The 20,813-nt window shown below is 32.3% G+C and carries 27 protein-coding genes; all 27 read right to left on the bottom strand.

Features of this window, described 5'->3' with window-relative positions; genetic code table 11:
* Window positions 1–24: 24 nt before the first annotated feature.
* The 27 genes from QMG60_RS20660 to QMG60_RS20530 all read right to left on the bottom strand — a co-directional run bounded on the left by QMG60_RS20660 (window position 25) and on the right by QMG60_RS20530 (window position 20,734).
* On the bottom strand, window positions 25–1,149 hold the full coding sequence (locus tag QMG60_RS20660; protein WP_281866264.1) for a lactonase family protein: 1,125 nt from the start codon (window positions 1,147–1,149) through the stop codon (window positions 25–27).
* Between the two features lie 234 nt (window positions 1,150–1,383).
* Complete coding sequence (locus tag QMG60_RS20655; RefSeq protein ID WP_281866263.1) at window positions 1,384–2,487, bottom strand: MBL fold metallo-hydrolase; 1,104 nt, start codon at window positions 2,485–2,487, stop codon at window positions 1,384–1,386.
* Window positions 2,488–2,489: 2 nt separating this feature from the next.
* Window positions 2,490–2,912, bottom strand: coding sequence for a DUF1801 domain-containing protein (locus QMG60_RS20650; RefSeq protein ID WP_281866262.1), 423 nt, complete (start codon window positions 2,910–2,912; stop codon window positions 2,490–2,492).
* Window position 2,913: 1 nt separating this feature from the next.
* On the bottom strand, window positions 2,914–3,963 hold the full coding sequence (locus QMG60_RS20645; RefSeq protein WP_281866261.1) for a serine hydrolase domain-containing protein: 1,050 nt from the start codon (window positions 3,961–3,963) through the stop codon (window positions 2,914–2,916).
* A 182-nt stretch (window positions 3,964–4,145) separates the two neighbouring features.
* On the bottom strand, window positions 4,146–4,514 hold the full coding sequence (locus tag QMG60_RS20640) for a nuclear transport factor 2 family protein (RefSeq protein WP_281866260.1): 369 nt from the start codon (window positions 4,512–4,514) through the stop codon (window positions 4,146–4,148).
* Window positions 4,515–4,593: 79 nt separating this feature from the next.
* Window positions 4,594–4,806 carry an ArsR family transcriptional regulator gene (locus tag QMG60_RS20635; RefSeq protein ID WP_281866259.1) on the bottom strand — a complete coding sequence of 71 codons (213 nt, stop codon included), beginning with the start codon at window positions 4,804–4,806 and terminating at the stop codon, window positions 4,594–4,596.
* Between the two features lie 58 nt (window positions 4,807–4,864).
* Complete coding sequence (locus tag QMG60_RS20630; RefSeq protein ID WP_281866258.1) at window positions 4,865–5,779, bottom strand: response regulator transcription factor; 915 nt, start codon at window positions 5,777–5,779, stop codon at window positions 4,865–4,867.
* Between the two features lie 12 nt (window positions 5,780–5,791).
* On the bottom strand, window positions 5,792–6,688 hold the full coding sequence (locus tag QMG60_RS20625) for an NAD(P)H-binding protein (RefSeq protein ID WP_281866257.1): 897 nt from the start codon (window positions 6,686–6,688) through the stop codon (window positions 5,792–5,794).
* Between the two features lie 105 nt (window positions 6,689–6,793).
* The gene (locus QMG60_RS20620) at window positions 6,794–7,279 is read right to left on the bottom strand and encodes an SRPBCC domain-containing protein (protein WP_281866256.1); all 486 of its coding nucleotides are present in this window, start codon (window positions 7,277–7,279) and stop codon (window positions 6,794–6,796) included.
* A 145-nt stretch (window positions 7,280–7,424) separates the two neighbouring features.
* On the bottom strand, window positions 7,425–7,961 hold the full coding sequence (locus QMG60_RS20615; RefSeq protein ID WP_281866255.1) for a hypothetical protein: 537 nt from the start codon (window positions 7,959–7,961) through the stop codon (window positions 7,425–7,427).
* Window positions 7,962–7,990: 29 nt separating this feature from the next.
* Window positions 7,991–8,431, bottom strand: a complete 441-nt coding sequence (locus QMG60_RS20610) for a hypothetical protein (protein ID WP_281866254.1) — start codon at window positions 8,429–8,431, stop codon at window positions 7,991–7,993.
* Between the two features lie 20 nt (window positions 8,432–8,451).
* Window positions 8,452–9,048, bottom strand: coding sequence for an NAD(P)H-dependent oxidoreductase (locus QMG60_RS20605; RefSeq protein WP_281866253.1), 597 nt, complete (start codon window positions 9,046–9,048; stop codon window positions 8,452–8,454).
* A gap of 85 nt (window positions 9,049–9,133) precedes the next feature.
* Complete coding sequence (locus QMG60_RS20600; RefSeq protein ID WP_057116634.1) at window positions 9,134–9,340, bottom strand: helix-turn-helix transcriptional regulator; 207 nt, start codon at window positions 9,338–9,340, stop codon at window positions 9,134–9,136.
* A 10-nt stretch (window positions 9,341–9,350) separates the two neighbouring features.
* A complete protein-coding gene (locus QMG60_RS20595; RefSeq protein WP_281866252.1) occupies window positions 9,351–9,893 on the bottom strand; it encodes a DUF2975 domain-containing protein in 543 nt (180 codons plus the stop codon).
* Between the two features lie 284 nt (window positions 9,894–10,177).
* Entirely contained in the window at window positions 10,178–10,858 is a 681-nt protein-coding gene (locus tag QMG60_RS20590) for a DUF4919 domain-containing protein (RefSeq protein ID WP_281866251.1), read from the bottom strand.
* Between the two features lie 108 nt (window positions 10,859–10,966).
* On the bottom strand, window positions 10,967–11,701 hold the full coding sequence (locus QMG60_RS20585; protein WP_281866250.1) for a DUF2625 domain-containing protein: 735 nt from the start codon (window positions 11,699–11,701) through the stop codon (window positions 10,967–10,969).
* 13 nt (window positions 11,702–11,714) lie between these two features.
* Window positions 11,715–12,116: a DUF1801 domain-containing protein gene (locus QMG60_RS20580; RefSeq protein WP_057116631.1), complete on the bottom strand. Its 402-nt coding sequence runs from the start codon at window positions 12,114–12,116 to the stop codon at window positions 11,715–11,717.
* Window positions 12,117–12,135: 19 nt separating this feature from the next.
* Window positions 12,136–12,567 carry a GNAT family N-acetyltransferase gene (locus QMG60_RS20575; RefSeq protein ID WP_281866249.1) on the bottom strand — a complete coding sequence of 144 codons (432 nt, stop codon included), beginning with the start codon at window positions 12,565–12,567 and terminating at the stop codon, window positions 12,136–12,138.
* Between the two features lie 12 nt (window positions 12,568–12,579).
* Window positions 12,580–14,925: a hypothetical protein gene (locus tag QMG60_RS20570; RefSeq protein WP_281866248.1), complete on the bottom strand. Its 2,346-nt coding sequence runs from the start codon at window positions 14,923–14,925 to the stop codon at window positions 12,580–12,582.
* Between the two features lie 95 nt (window positions 14,926–15,020).
* The gene (locus QMG60_RS20565) at window positions 15,021–15,359 is read right to left on the bottom strand and encodes a n-acetylglutamate synthase (RefSeq protein ID WP_134139987.1); all 339 of its coding nucleotides are present in this window, start codon (window positions 15,357–15,359) and stop codon (window positions 15,021–15,023) included.
* 10 nt (window positions 15,360–15,369) lie between these two features.
* Complete coding sequence (locus QMG60_RS20560) at window positions 15,370–16,017, bottom strand: suppressor of fused domain protein (RefSeq protein WP_281866247.1); 648 nt, start codon at window positions 16,015–16,017, stop codon at window positions 15,370–15,372.
* A 107-nt stretch (window positions 16,018–16,124) separates the two neighbouring features.
* Entirely contained in the window at window positions 16,125–16,616 is a 492-nt protein-coding gene (locus tag QMG60_RS20555; RefSeq protein ID WP_057116625.1) for a TPM domain-containing protein, read from the bottom strand.
* A 144-nt stretch (window positions 16,617–16,760) separates the two neighbouring features.
* Window positions 16,761–17,510: a DUF2314 domain-containing protein gene (locus QMG60_RS20550; RefSeq protein WP_281866246.1), complete on the bottom strand. Its 750-nt coding sequence runs from the start codon at window positions 17,508–17,510 to the stop codon at window positions 16,761–16,763.
* Window positions 17,511–17,615: 105 nt separating this feature from the next.
* Window positions 17,616–18,569 (bottom strand): DUF6620 family protein, encoded by a 954-nt coding sequence (locus QMG60_RS20545; protein WP_281866245.1) that lies wholly within the window; start codon window positions 18,567–18,569, stop codon window positions 17,616–17,618.
* Window positions 18,570–18,592: 23 nt separating this feature from the next.
* Window positions 18,593–19,528 carry a hypothetical protein gene (locus QMG60_RS20540; protein WP_281866244.1) on the bottom strand — a complete coding sequence of 312 codons (936 nt, stop codon included), beginning with the start codon at window positions 19,526–19,528 and terminating at the stop codon, window positions 18,593–18,595.
* Window positions 19,529–19,541: 13 nt separating this feature from the next.
* Window positions 19,542–19,784: a hypothetical protein gene (locus tag QMG60_RS20535; RefSeq protein WP_057116621.1), complete on the bottom strand. Its 243-nt coding sequence runs from the start codon at window positions 19,782–19,784 to the stop codon at window positions 19,542–19,544.
* Window positions 19,784–20,734 carry an SPFH domain-containing protein gene (locus QMG60_RS20530; protein ID WP_281866243.1) on the bottom strand — a complete coding sequence of 317 codons (951 nt, stop codon included), beginning with the start codon at window positions 20,732–20,734 and terminating at the stop codon, window positions 19,784–19,786. Before QMG60_RS20530 ends, QMG60_RS20535 begins: the two co-directional genes overlap by 1 nt.
* Window positions 20,735–20,813: the final 79 nt, after the last annotated feature.

Raw genomic sequence — 20,813 nt, 5'->3', positions numbered from 1 at the left:
TAGAATATGTCATTATAAAATAAATTAAATCCGTTTAATCTGCACACACGAAACATTTTCCATTTTAATTTCTTTACCAACTTTCTTTAGTAATCCCGTTTTGGGATCTCTTCTAAAAACAATCACATTCCCAGTGAGAACATTCGAAGCAACCAAAAATTTGCCGCTTTCATCAATGGCAAAAATTCGAGGATGTTTTCCTAAAGTCGGTTGATAACCAATATTTTTCAAAAGGCCATTTTCGTCAATAGAGAAAATGGCAATATTGTTTTCTTGACCTCGGTTTGTGGCGTATAGAAATTTTCCGTCTGGTGAAATATGAATGTCTGAACTTTCAAAACCTTCTTTTATTTTGTCAGGATGAGCAGCAATGCGCTGGATTTTGTTTAAAACGCCATCATTATATTTATAAACACTTATTTGACCCGCCATTTCTTCAATACAATAACCAAATTTTTGATTCGGATGAAAGGTAAAATGTCTTGGACCAGCTTCTAAATCGGTTTTGGTAAATGGATTTTTAGTTTCCATTAACGGCTTTTTTCGATTTTCATCAAAAGCATAACAACGGATTTTATCGGCACCTAAATCGGGTAAAAAGAGATAATCAAATTGGGGAGAAAACACAGAGGAATGGACATGAGATCTTGTTTGTCTTTCTTTGTGTGTGCTTCCTTCCATATATTGAAAATTCTGTGCAATAGAATCTATTTTTCCGTTTTCTAAAATCGGGAAAACAGAAACGCTTCCTTCTGTATAATTGGCATTTGCAATCCATTTGCCACTTTTGTGAACGGCAACATAAACAGGATTTTCGCCTCCGCTTCTCTGACTGTTTAGAAAAGTCAGACTTTTAGCTGCAGGATTAAACTCAAAACTACTAATGCTTCCCGCGTTCGGCGTTTTGGTATCGGTACACGCATAAACAAATTTACCATTTGGAGAAAGAGTTAAAAAAGAAGGATTAACAATATTCTTAACCGAAGTAACCTTTACCAATTTACCACTTAAAGTATCGAGCTGATAAACCTGAATAGCCTCTGCCGATTTATCACGATTGTACGATCCTAAAAAGACATAAGTACTTTGAGCAAACAGGTTAAACGTTAGGAGAAACGTAATCGTTATGAAAGTTATTTTTTGTTTCATTTTTATGAAGTTTCAGGTTTCAGGTTTCAAGTTTCAAGTTTCAGGTTTCAGGTTTCAAGTTTTTGCCCGCATTGTCAGGCTGAGCGAAGTCGAAGCCTTTTGCGTTGTAAACTTCTCCCGAATTCTCGGGACGCTTAGGGTAACATTGAAAATGTTTAGATTCAGGTTTCAAGTAAAATCAACAATTAACCATTAACCATTAACCATTCACAATTGACAATTCAACATTAAAAATTACCTAACCCCTTTCCACCATTGTTTAAATTTTTGGTTTTCATTTTTCAACTCTACTGTTTCACCAATCATTGGTGTGATCAAAGAAATTGGATTATCAGATAAACTATTTAATTCTGTCACTCTGATTAACGGCTCATCCCAAGAGTGAAGTGATAAAGCAAATTTAGAAGAATGAACTGGAAAAACCTTTTTCGCTTTTAAATCTTTCATGGCTTTTATCACATCTTCTGGCATATTGTGAATGTATTTCCATTTTTCGTTGTATTGACCATTATCAATTAAAGCAATATCAAAAGGTCCGTATTTTTCGCCGATTTCAGCAAAATGCGAATCGTAACCGCTGTCTCCGCCCAGATACATTTTAAAATCTTTCGTTTCTAAAACAAAAGAAGTCCAGAGCGTATTGCAGCGTTTAAAACTTCTGCCCGAAAAATGTCTGGAGGGAGCCGTGTGAATAGTAAGATTTTCATCTAATACTATTGTACTGTACCAATCTTTTTCGATGATATTTTCTGGAGGAAAACCCCAGAATTCAAAATGAGAACCCACTCCAAGAGCAGTAATTATTTTTTTAGTTTTGGGTTTTAATTTTAAAATAGTTTCATAATCCAGATGATCGTAATGATCGTGTGTAATCAATAAATAATCAATTTCTGGAAGATCATCAACAGTATAAATATCAGATCCTTTAAACGATTTTGTAGTGCCGGGAATAGGAGAGGCGTTCCCGCTGAAAACAGGATCGATTAGAAAACGCTTTCCTTCAAGCTGTATAAAATATGAAGAATGCCCAAACCAAACCAAAATATCCTGATCGATAGGTAATTCGTGTAAATTGGTTTTTACGGACGGAATCAAATCGGTTGGAATTTTTCTGTCTACTTTTTTAAAGAAAAATTCAAACAAAACTCCGACAAAGCTAGCTCCTTCGGCAAGATCTGGCGTGAAATGCTGGTTTTCGAATTTTCCGTTTTTATATTGAGGCGAATTTTGAATTGTGGTTAATCTTTCACCAGAAGGTGCTTTTCCGAATTTTGGATGTTGTAAAAAGTTATAAGTTATAAAAACTATTAGAACTAGGATAATTAAGAATGTGATCATTTTTATTGTTGGGGATATAATTTTTGGGTAAATTCGATTGAACGCAAAATTATCTTTTTTAAGACTTCAATATCGATATCAGTCAATTTATTGATGTAAATGCAGGCTTTTGAAGATTTATGTTTTCCTAGTTTAGACAAAAGTTCCTCTCTATTTTCTTCTGGTAAATAGAAATAAACAGTAGTGGCAGCTTTTCTTGGCGAATAAGCGGCTAATGGGGCATCGCCTTCGTGTCCGCTGTCGTATTTGTAATGATAGCTTCCGAAACCAATAATACTTGTCCCCCACATTTTTGGTTCAAAACCTGTGGCTTCCTGCATTATTTTTACGAGTTCAAAAGCATCATTTCTTTTTGCGTCATTTTCGACAGCATTAATAAAATCAGTTACACTTTGCTGCGTTTCGGTAGTTTTATTTTTTGCCATTTTATAATTTTTGATTGAATAATTTGCTCTTCATCAAAATGTCTTTGATCTTAATTTCTGAAGCATAAAAAAGATCAGATTTAGCGTTCATTTGATTTTCTAGAATAATTAAACTAATTCCAGAATCAGGAAAATATAAGTTAAGAGAAGAGAAACCATCTCCTAAACCTGTGTGTCCCAAATATTTTATAGGCTCGTTGTCGATAATTCTTATGCCGTAACCGTAGCCTTTTTTGTCTTTTCCGAAGACATTATGCTGCGACAAAATATTATACTTTATCATTAATTTATAGGTTTCTGGCTTTAAGATTTTCCCGTTGTGCAGCTTATTATTCCAAATTACCAAATCTGCTGCGGTAGAAACAACGCCGTCTGCACCTAAACTTTGCGGTGTGATCTGGCTTTGGGTTACTTTTTCTAAAACATTGTTTTCATTAAAATATCCTGAAACTAAATTTTGAATTTTGCTTTTATCGTAAGAGAAAGTATTCTTCATTTCTAGTTTTTGAAAAAGCTCATTTTGTAATACTGAAAAGTTTTTTTGTGCCGAATATGCCGCAATTTCTGCCAATAAATTATTGCTTAGATTTCCGTATTTAAAATCGGTTCCAGGTTTAAAAGCCAATGGTTTATCTAAATCTACAATTCCGTGAGTATGATTTAATAATTGATGAACGGTAACTGAATCTGCCCAAGTTTGTTTAATATGAGGTAAATATTTTTTAATTGGAGATTGCAGGTCAATTTTTCCTTTTTCTACTTCCAATAAAATCAAAACAGCAGTGATCTGTTTGCTGTTGGACATAATCTCAAACTGGCTTTCGGGTTTTAAAACTTTTTTAGAATCAAAATCAGAATATCCTTTTGCTTTCGAATACAAAGTTTTTCCCTTTTGGGAAATAAGAACAACGCCATTAAAAAGCGGATCTGCATTTTGAATTAAACTGTCAATACTTTTTTTATAATCTACTTTTTTTTGTGCCGCTGAATAACAGCTGGATAAAACAAGTACTAAAAATAAAAAAGACGAAAGTTTAAAAAATAAGTTCATTGATGGATTAAAGATTGGTGATTAGCGTTTTATGTGTTTTACAATTAAAGATTAAAAATTAAAGATTAAAAATTAAAGATTAAAAATTAAAGATTAAAAATTAAAGATTAAAAATTAAAGATTAAAAATTTATGATTGACAATTAACAATTAACAATTAACAATTAACAATTCACCATTAATCTAAAACATTCCATTTTCGTTAATAGTTTCTTTAGGAATCGGCTGGCCTAAATCCCACAGTTCGACGATTTTATCCGATTCAAATTTAAGGATATGAACAACAGCAAAACCAATATCTGTTGGTGTTTGTTTGAGGTGCGAATGTACTGCGACAAGATTTCCGTCTTCTAAAATATGGTGAATTTTAAAAACCTTGTTCGGATTTGTTCTGGCAGATTCTTCCATAGCCAGCATCAAAGTTTCGGCATCACCTTTGAAGTGCTGGTTATGATGTTTGAAATTCTTTCCGACATATAATCTAAAACCTTCGTGAGAATGCCCTTTTGCGGCCAATTTCAGAAAGTTCTTAGCGATTTCTTTCTTAGTCATAATTCGAGATTTAAAAGCAAACTAAGGTAAGGAATTCGGCTCGATAATTATTGCAGAAAATGACTGGAAATTTATAAAATTAAACTTCTTCAGATTTAATTTTTGAGAGATCAATTCCTAATTTAGAAAACTCTTTTTCGCCCAATTCTGTAATATAAAAATGTTTGTCTGAAGGCGATTTTTTAGCAATCCAGTTTTTGTCTGCAAAGTTTTCTAAAAGGAGTTCTCCAAGTTTACCGCCAAGATGTTCGTAGCATTTTTTGGCAGGTTTCATTGTAGATTTTGTGCTCATTTATTTTCGTTTTTAGTATAACGAATTTATGAAATAAATGAATCGTTTCGCTAAATGTTTAATTGAAAGATTGTCTGAATTCCAGAGGAGAAACATTCGTTTTGGTTTTAAATAATTTGCTAAACGACTGCTGATGTTCGAAACCTAATTCAAAAGCAATTTCGCTTATAGATAAGTTTGTGGTCGAAAGTTTTTCTTTTGCTTTTTCAATCAGTTTATTGTGAATGTGCTGCTGCGTGCTTTGTCCGGTAAGATGTTTCAATAAACCGCTTAAATAATTAGGAGAAACATTCAGGCTTTCGGCGATATAATGAACAGTGGGCAGACCTTTTTTAGACAGAGAATCGTTGTTGAAATAATCCTCAAGTAATTTCTCTAAACGCGCCAGAATCTGATGATTGCTTATTTTTCTGGTAATAAACTGACGGTTATAAAAACGCTCCGAATAAGTAAGCAATAATTCGATTTGGGCAATAATTACCTCTTGGCTGAATTTGTCAATATTCGATTGATATTCCTGCTGAATATTTTTGATGAGATCGATAATCATTTTTTCTTCTTTATCAGAAAGATGCAATGCTTCATGAACGGCATATCCAAAATATTCGTATTGTTTAATCTTCTGCGCAAGTGGTGTATTCCATAAAAAATCAGGATGGATCAATAATGACCATCCTGTATGCTGCATTTCGGAATTTCCTTCTATAGAAAAAACTTGACCCGGCGAAATAAATAACAAAACTCCTTCTTTAAAATCATATTCCTGCTGGCCATAACGCATTTTGGCATTTGCGTTTCGTTTGAGTGCAATGGAGTAGAAATCAAGCATCAGGCTTTTTGGTTCATTTTCGTTTAAGTATTTTAAATCTTCAAAATTATAAACACTTACAAGAGGATGTTCCGGTTTAGGCAGATTTCGAAATTGATGAAATTCGCTGATACTTTTTATTCGAACGGGTTGTTGATTTGCCATAGTCTAAAGTACTTAATTTTGGTTGTATATAGAAGCAAATTCTTTGGCATATTCAGCCAGTTTTGTTTTTCCTAATTCAAAAGGACGGTTTTTATAATAATCTTCACCTAGTGTACCGTTGTAAAGTCCGGCATACATTTCAACTAAACCTTGGGCAATTTTTGGCTGCATCCCAACAGAAACTAATCCGTTTAGGACTTCTTCGTCGCTGATTAACTGCCATTTTAAATCTGGTTTTCCAATGGCATCGCCCAAAATTTTAGCTGTTTCATCACCCGTTAATTCTTCACTAGAAACATAACGAATTTTTCTTCCGTCAAGCGGAGTTGTGATTTCTTCTGCAATAGCGCTGGCAATATCGTTTGGAGAAACCCACGGAATCAATTGATCTCCTCCGTAATTTGCTGCAATGATTCCTTGGTTTTTAATCATCGGAATATAAGCCAGCAAATTGTAATAAAATGAAGTCGGACGCATAAACGTAATCGAAACATCTGAAAGTTTATTCAGAACGGCTTCAATCTCGTTATAACGCTGGATAATTCCAGAATTCTGTTCTAAATGTGCACCAATACTACTCAGAAAAACAACACGTTTTACACCAGATTGCTGGATTGCTTCGGCATAATTATTTCCTATTTTTCGTGTAAACGCATCCAAATCAAGATTCGGATCAAAATAATTCGCTCTAGGAATCATACAATAAACGGCATCTGCGCCAGTAAAAGTTTTGGTTAAAAAACTCAAATCTTCTACAGAACCAATTGCTGCCGATGCACCCAATTTTTCAATTTCTTCTCGTCTTTCATTGCTGCTTGCAATTACGGTAACCGAATGTCCTTTTTGTACTAAAGCTGCAGTTAAAGGCTTGCTGATGTTCCCTAAAGAACCTGTAATTATAATTTTCATAATTCTATTTTTTTGATGATACAAAGTTGCGAAGCATCTATCAAAGAGATGTAGTCAAATCTATTATTGATGTAGTCTAAAAATAGAATTATGAATCTGTATTATTTATTTTTCAGATAATTTTCGTTCGGTTTCTGTTTGAGGTTTTCCAGTTGCATTCGGTTCACCCTTACCAGTTGTAATCAGCTTTTTTAAACTGTTTTGAATATAATTCGTCCAACCAGATTTACAGACTTCATAACATTCGTATTCAGGAACTAATCCGAAATGGGTGAATGTAAGCTCTGTTTTTCCGTTTTCTTCTGCGATTTCAAAAGTTGGTTTTGTTCCTGTCCATTCGGTTTTATCTTCGGTGAATTTAAAATAGTTTTGCTCAACCAGCCAGACTATTTTTTCATTTTTAATAACTTCAACCAGTTTTATTTGGCATCGATGAACATCTTCATAATGGTAATCAAATTCATCATTAAGTTCGGCAGTATTTCCTTCAATTTCTTCAGACCACCAGCCCCTAACATTTTGTATGGCTTTAAAAACTTCTTCTGCAGATTGATCGACTATTATTTTTGTGGTAAAACTTTGTGCGCTCATTTTTAGTGATTTATAAATTAGTAAAGTAAAATTACAATCTAAAAATCAATTAGTTGAGGTGTTTAAAAGACAATTTTACGGTGTGTTTCGGACAAGGAAGGGGGGAGGGATTTTAGATTTTAGATTTTAGACTTTAGATTTAAACTTAATGTTGAATCATTTCTGTTTTACTTTTTCTAAAAATTCCAATTAATAAATTGATTATATAAATTGGAGTGGCTACGAAAATTATGATTAAGAATTCAGACACTAAAGTAATATTGATTAATTCAAAATCATCAAAATAATTATAAGTACGATTATTAAGATGGAGCTTGCCAAATACTACAACGATCCAATAAAAGAGAAAACTACCGATTAAAATTAAGGTATGAATAATAGTCAAAAGTTTAAACAGCTGTTTATTTAAAATTTTTAGAACCAGCCAATACCCGAGCCCCATTAATAGATAAGAAAAAAATAAAACAATAGCTAAATGATAATTTGAAATGACAAAGTAAGTATCTGAAATGTTTATATCTAATGATGAGTTAGGATAATTGCTTGACACTAATGCAATGAATGCAACTAATACAGCAACAAACCAAAATAAATGATAAACTTTTATTTTTTTAAGATTCATGTTTATTTTATTAAAGTCAATAGAAATTTTAGGTAGGAGTGTTCTTAATCCTTCTTCCAAATTATTAACAAATTGATTTTAAGATTTAATTAAATACCGTCAATTAATGTGGAAGCACCTAAAACAAGACTTAAAAAAATCAAAATACTGATCAAACCAATCAAACAAGTTCTCCAACCGCTGAAAGTTTCTCCACCTTTTTCGATATGGTCTTGAATATTTTTTTCTTGATAAGTTTGAACAGCATAAGAAGCCATTCCTAAATAAGCCGCTGGAAATAAAATTGAAGGAAAGTTATCAGGAAGCCAGAATACCAATACAATAACTATTATTGTAGAAATTATAGTGAAAATCCATGTTTTTCTTGCTTTATCAAAATCGTTAAAAGCTTTAAAATTTTCAGCAATGCAATATCCTCCAACTAGAATACCAGCAAAAAATGTTGCTGTTTTTATGGCTTTGGAAGAGTAAATTTTTTCGGTTGGAATTTCTTCAAATACTGATTTTTGTGACTCGTCTTCTTGTATCATTTTTTATTAATATTGGGTAATTACTGCTTTATAGTTTTTATTTTTTCTGGAATTTGATTCATTTGGTCAAAGTGCTTTTCCATCACATTTTCCAAGTCCAAAGTACCGCCTAGAATAATCATTTCTTTATTTTCAAAACGTTTTCCAAGTCGATCTTGTAGCATTATTTTTTCCATGCTTTGGGCAATTTCGATTTCATGTAAAAAATCATTTGGATGTCCAGCCGTACAGATCACAAGTCCAAGGGGAATTGTTTTCATTTTTCTTGAAGTTTCATTTTGACCGTATGCATATCCAACAGAATAAACACGATCAAACCAGCCTTTTAGTTTAGCAGGACAATCGCTCCACCAAACGGGATACAGAAAAATAATGCAGTCTGCTCTTTCTATTTTTTCTTGTTCACTCAAAACATCTGCCGAAATCGGCAGTTCTGTTCTTCCAAAACCTTCACGTTCGTATTCTTCTTCAGACATATCGCTGATGAAATTGGAAGCGTATAAATCGGAAATTTCGACATTCCATTTTTCAAGAGCTAAAACAGATTTTAATTTTTCTAAAACTTGAAACGTATATGATTTTCTGCTGGGATGTGCGTAAACAATTAAAATATTCATTTTTAGATTCTTTAGATTTAAAACCTTTTGAAATAGAAATAATTTTGTACGAAAATACAAATTAAATCCAAAAAAGCTATCTAATTTATTCTTCCGAAAATTCTAGAATATCTCCAGGCTGGCAGTCCAATACTTTACAGATTGCTTCAAGTGTGCTAAAACGAATTGCTTTTGCTTTGCCGGTTTTTAAAATCGAAAGATTAGATAATGTCAAATCTACTTTTTCTGAAAGTTCGTTTAATGACATTTTTCTTTTTGCCATCATTACATCTAAATTTACTATTATAGGCATAATTTCTCGTTTAAATAGTTAAGTCAATTTCAGACTGAATTTCAATTCCTCTTTTAAAAACCTGTCCGATAACAAATAGTATAACACCCATAAATATCCATACGCTGGCACCTTCTAAATTTAATGTTTCTAGCGCAGGAAGCTTTACACCATTTGTAGTGAGCCAATTGTTAAATTTTGAAGCCCAGTAAGAAAACAAACCTATTCCAAAAGCCAGATAAGCCATGTAAAATATAAAACGACCCATTTCTGCAGTGAAAGGCTGTGTCACATTTAGTTTTTTCTCGTGCAGCATTTTTACAATTAGGTAAAACATAATCGCTTTTAAAACAGCTACAATACTTATAAGAATCATTTCTTGAATATAATGGCTGGGACTGAAATTATACAGATATAGTAAATTGAGAAAACGTGCGTTGTATGAATTTATAGTCATCGTATAAATACCGTTAAATAAATACATACCCGCTTCTACGCATAAACCAATAAAAATGATCCAGGATAGAATATTCAAAAATTTCAGGATTTCTGGTGTTCCAATTTTAATTTCCATTGTAATTAGATTAAAAGTTATGCTGCTAAAATAATAAATATTTATTGATAAACAATAAAAATATAATTTTTATCAAAAAAAAAAAACTCCAGTAGACAAAAATCTATTGGAGTTGTTATTTTGTTTTTTAGAAGCAGTACTTTAGTTTTAAAAAGACCACTTGTCCCGCTGTCCACTATATCTTTTTTGGCAGACAATAGGAGTGGAGAGCCAAAAAAGGATGCCGTTTCCATCGGGGCTAGAAGAGAAATTTAATTTTTCATAAGAGCAAAATTTGAAAAAAATTATCGAATTGCTTTTCTTTCGTTTTCCAGCATTTTTTCAATATTAAAATAAATACCGTCAACATTGTAAGCACCTTTTTCAAAACTTAGATAATCGCAGTTGTCGACAAGAGACTGACCTTTGGATTCGATTTCGAAAACGTTCAAAAGAACATATTCGTGTTCGACTAGTAAAACATGAAAACCAGTTTCGCATTTTTTTCCGTCACCAGAAGATAAAATCACATTCATAATACTGTGAAATCTAAAAGAAGTTATTTTAGATGAAGTTTCGTCGCCCTTTAAATGGTAAATATATGAGAGGTAATTGAGTTGTTTGAGGTCAAAAGGAAATTCACTTAAAGAATGATTGATTAATTTAATAATCTCATCATAATCTGCGTTTTCGAGTTTTTCTTTTCCAAATAATTCGTTTAGTTTTTGCTCATCTGGCGATTTCCAAAAGGCATTGTATTTGGGTTGAAAAAAGTACCCAAGATACAAATGACGGTATTCCTCATGCGATAATAAAGTATCATTTTTCGTCAGCCTTTCCATTAATTTGGGATAAAAGAATTTGGAATTCTCATCGTTAATTTCTTTTTCGATTGCTTTGTAATCTGGAATTGTGAAACCAAGTTCTTGAGAATACGTTTGAATTCCCAAACAAAAAATTAGGAGAAGAAAAATTTGTTTCAGCATGATTAGAAGGTTTTAGGTTGTAGTTCTGATCTTACTAAAATACAAATTAATTTGACGCAAAACGTTGTTGTGAAAACTGATACGTGAAGGACACTATTTAATAAATCATTAATGGCTAAGCTGTTTTCTTAAATCTAAATTTAAGCTGTATTGTTCTTCAATAGGAACAGGTTTTCGATAGACTTTGTTTATATCGCTTGCTTCTTCTGACCATAAAAAAGGATAAAAACTAAAAACTTGATCACCTTTAAGTACAGCAACATCACTTTTCCAATTTTCCCATCTGCTTCCTGAATAAAATTTGTCTAAATCGTTGTTGAAACAAAATTCTAAAAATTGAGAATAGGTAATATCAAGCGGTTCGTATTCTAAATTATCTGGAGAAAAATAATAAACATTGCCAAGATCTGTTCCTAAAGCGCCTCCGTTTAATATATAAAAACCACCCAGAGCGTCGTCTGCGATTAAAAAATAAGAAGGAGCTTCTCCAAATTCTTTAAAAGATTTTCCTTTATTCCAATCCGGAAGACTGCGGTTGAGTTTGGAACTGCCTGAGCCTAAAATCCTAATCCAGCCGTTGTCTACTATGATTCCTCCGGTTTTATATACAATCGCACCCATTGGTGATTTTGTTGTTACTTGTGTATGATACAAAGCATCTTTGGCTTTTTGTGAATCTGCTGGAAGAATTTCTACTTTATTTTTGGCAGTATCAATCCATTCTTTTACTAATTTCCATCCAGAATCTTTTGGATCTATGAGTTCGTTTACAGGGCGCATTTTGGTTTGTGAAAAAGTTGTTGATGTAAAAAAAATAACGGCTAATAATTGAAAAAATTTCATTTTGTTTTTTAAGTTAATAGGGTTTGGTCATTAATCGAATAAGAACTCCTTTTCGTTTTACAAGATTTTTATAATCCCACTGAATTTCTTTTCCTTTTTCCAGCCAGCGTTTTAAATCTTCTTCATTGATTTGATCGGAGTTTGTATAACGGATTTCGGCAGCTTTAAAAGATCCTTCATTTTGAAGTTTTTCTTCGTCAAAAGATTGTCCGCTCCAAAAAAGCAATCTAACAGAATCTTTCAATTTGCTATAACCCACAATCGGATTTCCATCTAAAAACCAAACTGGGTGTGCATGCCAGATTTTATTTTCCGCTTCAGGCAGCAAATGGTTGATTATAGTACTTAAAACTGTGCATATCTTTTGATCTTCATCGCTTTGAGAATCGTTATATGCCTGAATTTCTTTATTCATGTTTTTTAAGTTTAATGTGTTAAACTATTTCTTCAGAAGATTTTAAAAAAATACAGCTGCCATGTTGGGAGTATGCCTTTTCTTTTTCTGTAAATCCTCTTTTTTTATAAAATTCAATTGCTTTTGTATTGTTTTCTAGACATTTTAAAGTTACGGCAGATTTTGTTACGCCAATAGCTGCTTTTAATAATTCTGTTCCAATTTTTTTGTTTTGATATTTTTCGTCAACATATAAATGATGAATAAAATTTGTCGGCATCCAAATCGAAATAAGACCAACAGGAATATCATTTACTAATGCAGTGAGAATATATTCTCCTTTTGTGTATTTTTCGAAATCATCTAGATGGAATTTGGATGTATCGAGCCATGAAAAAGTTTTTTTTCTTTCGTTTAAAAACAATTCTTTTAAAGCTGGATAATGTTTATTTTGGACTTCTTCTATGATCATTAACGAATTCGTTTATTGATTTATTTTGAAATCTTCTGAAATCAAAGAACCATCTTGTGCAAAACCTTGAACTGAAAATAAATAACCTTCTAATTGAGGATTGGATTTTATTTTGAATGAAACCTCTCCATTATTCGTTTGTAAATCTGGTTTCCAGTCAATTTCTGTCCAATTACTGTACTTTTCGGTATTGAAAGCGTAAATTGGTGAATAGTATTTTTTCTCTTTATCAAATCCGTCTGTAATGATGTATTGATTAAAAAGTTCAACGATATTATTTTGATAGTTTTGTGTGGTGAAAACCTGAAAAATTTTATTTCCTTTCACAGTTTGAATCATAATGTTTTCGATGTCTTTTATTTCTAAAGAAACACCAAGTAATTCATTAGATGAAATATATTTTCCATCAATATACAAAACAGCTTCTTTGTCAATTCCAGTTTCTAGATAGGTTTCTTGACCTTTCCAGGTTACCATTTTGACATTTTGATCAAAATTTAAAAAATACATTAAATCTTTGTTCTTAAAATGTTCTGCAATTTCTATATCATAATATTTCCCAATATCAAAAACCAATGGCTGGTATTTTTTAATGAGCTTTTTTCGATCGACAGCTCTTTTGTTTTGGGCAGTAATTCTTATTTCATCCAATTTTATAGAGCCTGCCGTATACATTTCATTCCATGAATTCTCGTTTAAAATAGAAGTTGATTTTATTCTGTTTTCAATGTTTACATTAGTCAGCGACGAGTTTTTTAAATTATTAAGCTGAATATTTTCTGGTTTTATGGCTTCGTTATTATTGTTTACAAATGAAATTTTGACTGCATCTCCCTTGTAAATGAGAAGATTATTGAAGCTGAAATCTTTTTTTCCATTCAAAAATATTTTATCAATAATTATATTATCTGTTGTTAATAGAGCCAGATGATTTGCAGGAAGAGTTGACAAGCTGCCCTTTAGCTTAAATCCTGCTTCAAAATCATATTTATAAACAGGATTTAATTCAGCAATCATTTCTTTTAATGTAAATTGAGTCCAGCCTTGCGTAAGCAACAGCAAATCTAAATGCTGGTTTCTGTTATCATTTTTTGTATTAAAATAATAGGCAGGATTTTCAATATATCCTTTTACATAAGGAGATAGGAGGAAAGCACTTTTTATAGTATTGTTTTCCGTATAATTTAATGCGTTTAGAGGTAATACTGACGTACTCAAATTTGCATTTATACTTTGATCTAAGTGAGATATTTTAAGCTTGTAGTTAATAGAATCATTTTCAACAGTTGTTTTTTCTATCGCAACGATTGGTTGTACTTCTTTTTCAACGTAAAATTTTCTTTCCGCAATTGGCTGATTATCTTTAAAAAGGGTAATCGTATTAATACCCTTATAGAAGTTTTTTTTGTCGATTTCTAGATTTAATGTTTCTAAGTTTTGAATTTCGAGATAATCTAGAATATTATTTTTTTGATGAAATAAGAGTTTGTAACGATTCTTTTTTATTTCAGGAACAGAATTGCTGTTTGTCTTAAGACTTAGTTTAATATACTCATGCGGTGTATTGTCAAGATTTAAAAGAATACCTGTTTTTTGAGCAGCAGGCAGATTTACTTTTATTAAAGTGTCATTAATATGGACAACGGCACTGTATGTTTCATTTGGCTCATAGAGAAAGTTACACTTTGTCATTCCCAAATGCTGGCTTTTAAAAGTGGCAACTTCCTTATTTTTTGTATTTATTATCTTGCCTAAATAATCAATTCCTTTTCCATTGCATAGTGATTTAATGCCAATTGTATTTTCTACATTCTCCAGTAAATAACCTCCTTCTGGAAAGAACTGAATATCATATTTATTTTTCGAAGAGGTTTGCTTTACGGAAATGTTGTTCAGAATATTTATTTGTTGAATAAAGGTATTGTCATCTCCAAAGTTTCTCATGTAATTTGTCGCAGCTTCAAGATAATAAACTCCAGTTTTTAGCGAATCGTTTATTATAAACTGTCCCTTTCCGATTCCTTTATAAATAAAAACTTGCTGATTTTGAATTATTTTGCCTTTTACATCTAAGAGATTCACATTGAGACGTGTTGTTTTTAGAGAAGGTTTGTTCGAAATGTCACCAACATAAGCTTTAAACCAAACAATGTCATCAATAAAATAGGATGTTTTATTGGTATGAAGAAACACTTTTTCAAAATATAACGGATTTTTTTTAAGCGGTTCAATAACACTATCAAGAAAGGATTCTTTTTGTGAAAAAGTTGTTTCGGGATTTTTCACTGCATTTTCCTGAGAAAATGAAATGCCGTAAAAACATGCTGTAATAATAAAAGTTATAATCTTTAATTTCATTTAGAGATGTCTTTTTATATTGAGGTTATGTTTTTATACGGGCTAATTTTTTTAAAAGACCAAATCAAATTCGACTTGTTTTAGATATCTGATTTCTACTGTTCTTCGATTATAGAATTTCCTTTAGAATGATCTCCAGAGGTCCATTGCCAGGTTTCATGGAGTCTTATTTTTCCGTTCTCTAAAACTTCTGGTTTCGAGGAACACATTCCTGTCATTAATTCGCCTTTGTCATTTACTTGATGATAGCGCATTTCGATATTTCCTTTTTCATCAACCAAACCAATTAAGTGCCCAGTAACTATTTTTCCTCCCGAATATTGAGCCGTTAAAATATTTCCTTCTTGTTGATAATGAAATACTGTCTCGTGAGACGTTTCTCCATTGTCACTATTACTGAAGGGTTTAAAAATTTTACCGTTGTAATTAATCATTTTGGATTTTTTAGTCTTTTCGATTTAAATCGGTAATCAATAACGGATTGTTCTCTTTAAGTTTGTTGACTAATTCTTCGGCTGTTCCAGGATTTGCTTTGATATGTTCGAATTCAGATGAAGTTATTCCAACAATCTGTAGAAATGAAACTTCTCCATGCGGGGTATGTTTTTTTTCAATTTCGGGATCATTTACAATAACAAGTGCTGTAATATCGGTATCTGTATCGAGACGAATAGGTCCGTTTGCAGGCATGTAATGAAATTCTTCAAACCAGTTACCGCTGCTAAAAACATATTTTGCAATATTTTGAAGTAGGACCACTGCCCAGCTTGGGTTTCCGTTATCGGCTTCGAAAGGTTTTAGTCTAAAAGTAAGCTCAAAACCCCATTTGCTAAATTCCCCATCAACTTTTTCTTCATTATAATATAATTCAGAAAATCCGTAGGTTATAAAATGATAATGATTTGTTTGTTTTTTACTTTCATAGACGCTTATACCATCTAGAGGGTCATCTCCACCAAGCATATAACTAATCGCAGGTACAAAATGTTTAGGTTCCTGCCCTGGATAAAGTCGGTCAAATTCTTTGTCAATTTCTAACCATCCAACAGCGTCATCTTCTGAAAATTCTTTCTTGTATTCTTCTAAAGTCATCTTTATCGGTTTGTAGTTTAAGTGTATACAAGATATTATTTTTATTCGAAAACTGGGAATTTACGATATAAAAAAATCCGACCCGCTTTCGCAAATCGGATCTTGTTTTATTCTATTTTTTTTATCAGCTGCAGAGTGCCTTGCTGTAAACCTTTGTAATAATCGCCTTTTTTTAACTCAGGAACCACATACGCAGCTATGATATCTTTCATTTCTTGATCGGTCATTTTTGCACGTATTTTGTCAACTCCCTGTACTTGAATTTGTCTTAGTTGTTTACTGATTACAATTAAAATTGAAGTGTCGATCTTTAATTTAGAAAGCAGGTATTTATCTAAGTCCAGCGAATAATCTGTCAGGTCTGTATAAGGTGCTATTGATGAGGTTGTAACAATTAGGATTTTGCTTTTTGTTTTGGCTTCACTTGCTTTCAGATAATCATTTAAATCCTTGATTTGTTTTGGAGTAAGGATTTTTTCGAAATCATTTACATAATCGTATGATTTGGCAAAGATGTTTTGTGCTTCACCTTTTGTTTGTGCAAAAAAATAATTTGGAAAAAAAAGAACAATTGCAAAAACGAATACTAATTTTTTCATGGCAGATATGTTGATTTGGGCGATGCAAAACTAATGCTTTATTATTAAAATTCAGACCTTAAATTGTTACGAAAAATCAATATTTATTTCCCATAACATTCAAATAAAAAAATCCGATTTACAAGTAAATCGGATTTTTAAATTTTACTGCAATAAAGGAAGTAAATGATCCCATTTAAGTTCTTTTGCAAAATCTAATGCAGTTTTTCCATTTTCGGTTTTTGCATTTTTATCTGCGCCAGATTCTAATAAAACTTCAATAGAAGTCTGATTTCCTGCAATTGTTTCGCGATGTAAAAAAGTATAACCCAATTCGTCTTGAGCTGTTATTTCTTCAGGATTATTTTTTACAAAGTCAATAAGGCTTTCTTTCATGTTTTTACTCATAGGATGTTCAATGATGTTTTCTGGTTTTTCTTTTTGTTCGTTAACCACCAGAATATCATTAAAATCACCAAAATCTAACCCCCAAGCTTCATCATGTGATGCTCTTTCTTCCTCACTCATTTCAGAACGCATTGCCTGAATCGTAAAAGCACCATACGTTTTTCCGCCAATTGTAAATAACCAATCGCTGATTTGATTTACTGGAATTTGTACTTCATCACCGTTATTTACATTCGTTAATTCGTCAGGATCATTTACTAGAACACCGTATATATTTTCTCCGTCAAAATTTACATCGTTAATCCACATGTGTTCTACAACAGTTTCATTGTCGATTTCCTGCGTAAAAGCCAGTTTTACACAAGCAACATCAAGCCCTGGAATTATTCTGCGGTATTCCCAAGACAATTCTCTCCAGAAATATTTAAAGGTTTCTTGTGCTTTTTTATAAGCCTCAATCATTTTTGGATTTTCTCCGTCGGCGTAGAATATTTTTGTCTCTTCCATTATATAGTATTTATGAGTGATTTTCTAATTTTTACGTTATTCTAAACGAATAAAAAACCGATTTGTTTTCGCAAATCGGTTTTTTTATATCAAAAGTAAATCGGGTTAGAAATTTACATCGTCTGCAATATTACCGCCTTGTTCTGCGGCAAATTTTGCAGCATATTCTTTTTGTTTTTCCTGCTGATAATTTGTGAATTCCATGATGTGTTCTGAATTCCAATTCTGATTTTGCTCCGTCATCCATTGCATTGCCACAGATTGAAAATCGGCAAGATTGATTCCGAAATTATCCAAAATCCATTGAGCACCGTCAATTCCGTATTCATAAGCTGCTTGTCTTGCTCCGGCAAGTTCTTCGTAGAAATAGCGATCAGTTCTGATTCTTTCTAGATTTGCAGCACCTTCTTCAGAAATTTCAGCTTTAAGATTTTCCAACTGCGGAACTGTTACATTTTCAGCGTAATATTGTCCGAATAAAGTTGTAACCGTAAACGAAGTATCTTCGCCCATACGCTGCGGCCAGATTGTATTTAATTCTTCCCAGATTATTGGTTCAAATCCCATTGCTTTACAAACTTCCAAGTAATCTATTCCGGCGCTTATTTTAAGACACATTGCGGTATAAGTTCTTAAATCTACGCCATGTACAGGTTCTAAAAACGGATTGTTGTCATCTACTTTTACAAATCCTGAAGTTTGAATTCCTGAGTATTTTAGTGAATTAGCATGTTCAAATCGTATCATTTGATCAGAATCGCAATTGTTCCATTCTGTGTAAACTGCTTTTCTGTAGTTGAAATATATATTTTGAATATCTTTTTCATCTAGATTTTCGCCGTTTGCTCTTTCGTCTGCAATCCAAGCTTCCGCTCTTGCAGCTACTTCATTATCAAAATCTTCTACATCGTAATGTGTTCCGTGTAAAGTTTCAGGATCGTATTCTGTTTCTTGATAATTGTTATCGTCTTCGTAATTGTTATTTGAAGTCTGGGCTTCGTAATTTTGGTTTTCCTGTTTATTGTCTCCGGTTAGAGATCCAAAAAGCTTTTTAAACATTTGTCGATTTTTAGGGTTAATAACTATTTATATTTCAATTGATTTTGATACATTTTTTCGTTGTGTTCTTTCAAATCTGGGGTAATTTTATTCCACTCATCATACATTGCTCTTAAATAAGTATGATATAATTTTGGAGCATTTTGAATTGCAGACTGTCTTTGTTCTTCCAGTTCATCCATTTTCGCATTGATTTCACTCAAAACTTTTTTGTCTGTTTCGTGTATTGTGCTCAAACTTAATTCATGTCGCTGATTGTATAAGGCACGTTCTTTTTCATTTTCAATTTCATAAGCCTCTTGTAAATGTGCAGTTCTCTGTTCGGCAAGTCCCCGTGCAATATGTTGTAAATTCCTTCCCTGTGTGCTTGGCGCAAAAGTATTCTGTGTTTTGCAATACGGACATGAAATATAGGTTTCGATTAAAAAGATTTTTTCGATTGTGATATTTCCACCGCATTGTTTACAGCTGAATTTATCTTTAATAGATTCAAATTCATCTAAGATTTTCTGATATTCTATTTCAAGATCACGCTCCTGTGTTTTTTCTATTTGTTTTCTCCAATATTCATATTTGTCTTCAAAACCTCTATGATAACGATCGGAACAAACAGTTCTAAAATCAGAAATTAACCCGTAATATTTACTTAGAACAGAAACCTGCGAATTGATGTTTTGGTAAGTATCCAATATTTTTTCTTCGAAAGTGTCTCTGGCTTTTTCTCTTATATTGTTTAATTGCCCATTTACACCTGAATAAACTTTCTGAAAAGTTCTTTTATAAAGATCATCGTCTTCTTCTAAAATCTGTTTTAGTTCTGGAATTGCTGCCGTTGCAAACTCTTCCATTTTGGTTTCCAATTTTTCTAAAAAATTAAACCATCTTTCTTGTGATTCCTGAAGTTCACAATACCAATCGGGTAGACTTTCTTCTTTTTCTTTCTTGAATAATCCGAACACTTATCTTGATTTTTTAAATTGAATTATCTTCTTTCTTAATGTAAACTCCGTCTGTAAGTTGTACTGTTATGAACTCAAATCCGCAATAAGCGCAATGTGTTACGCCATCTTGTTTGGCTCTTCCAGCGCCGCAATTTGGGCAATCCCTTACATTCATTTGGGCTTGGGTAATTTCTAATTCACCGCCGTAATTAGATTGTTTTTTTGCGTTTGCTTTAAGTTTGTCCAGAAATGAATTGACTTTTTTTTCTTCCATTACAGTTGACTTAATAGTTCAGATTTCTTTGTTTTAAATTCCGCTTCGTCAATTAAACCAGCATCAAACAATGATTTGAGTTTTTGAAGTTTAGAAGTCAGATCGTCTGTTTCTTGTTTTGGAGTTTCTTTATTCTGCTGTATTTGGTTTAAAAGAATTCCCATACTCAGTGCATTTTGTGTTGCATCGTGAAGCGCTGTTCCTTTGTCTCCAATAGCAGTTGCGGTGTTAAATTTGGTAAACTTATCCATATCCGTTACCATATTCATATTGGTGATTTTATCGTAATGAGCGGTAACTTCTTCTGGCAATGTCACGCTGGTAATAACAAACTGCGTTAATTCAATTCCCAATTGTAGAAAATAAGGTTTAAGATAAGGCTCTATTTTTTGACCTAATTGGGTAATATTTCCAGCAACATCAGTAATTGTAATATTTTCATTTGCGAGAACTTCACCAAATTTTGGCGCAACAAAATCTCTTAATTGATTCTGTAATTCAAAAATGGTCAACTGTTGATATGTTCCTGCATATTGACGAAAGAATTTGGCAGCATCAACAATCTTAATATCAAAACTCCCAAAAGCGCGAACCCTGATTTGCCCAAACTGAGGATCATTTAATAGGATAGGAGCAGGAGTTCCCCATTTGTTATTGATAAATTGATGAGTATTGAAAAAGTAAACGTCAGCTTTAAACGGACTTTCAAATCCGTATTTCCAGCCTTTTAGTTTACTCAGAATCGGAATGTTTTCTGTAGATAAGGTGTAAAGTCCCGGTGAGAATACATCTGCAAGCTGTCCTTCATTTAGTAACATTGCCTGCTGACTTTCTCTAACGGTTAATTTTGCTCCGTTTTTGATTTCTTTGTCTTCATCATAATATTTCCACATTAATAGATTGGGATCAATTGTAGTGGCTTCAATTATTTCTATAAATGGTAATTTCATGCAAAATTATTTAGAAATAATAAAAATAAGAATTTTAAGACGATGAGAAAATTTTTTAATGTCAAGTTTTTAACAAATT

The sequence above is a fragment of the Flavobacterium sp. GSB-24 genome (assembly GCF_027924665.1).
In the GTDB taxonomy this organism is placed as follows: Bacteria; Bacteroidota; Bacteroidia; order Flavobacteriales; family Flavobacteriaceae; genus Flavobacterium.
The sequence above is the reverse complement of the archived record's forward strand: the minus strand, read 5'-3'. Positions and strand labels throughout refer to the sequence as shown.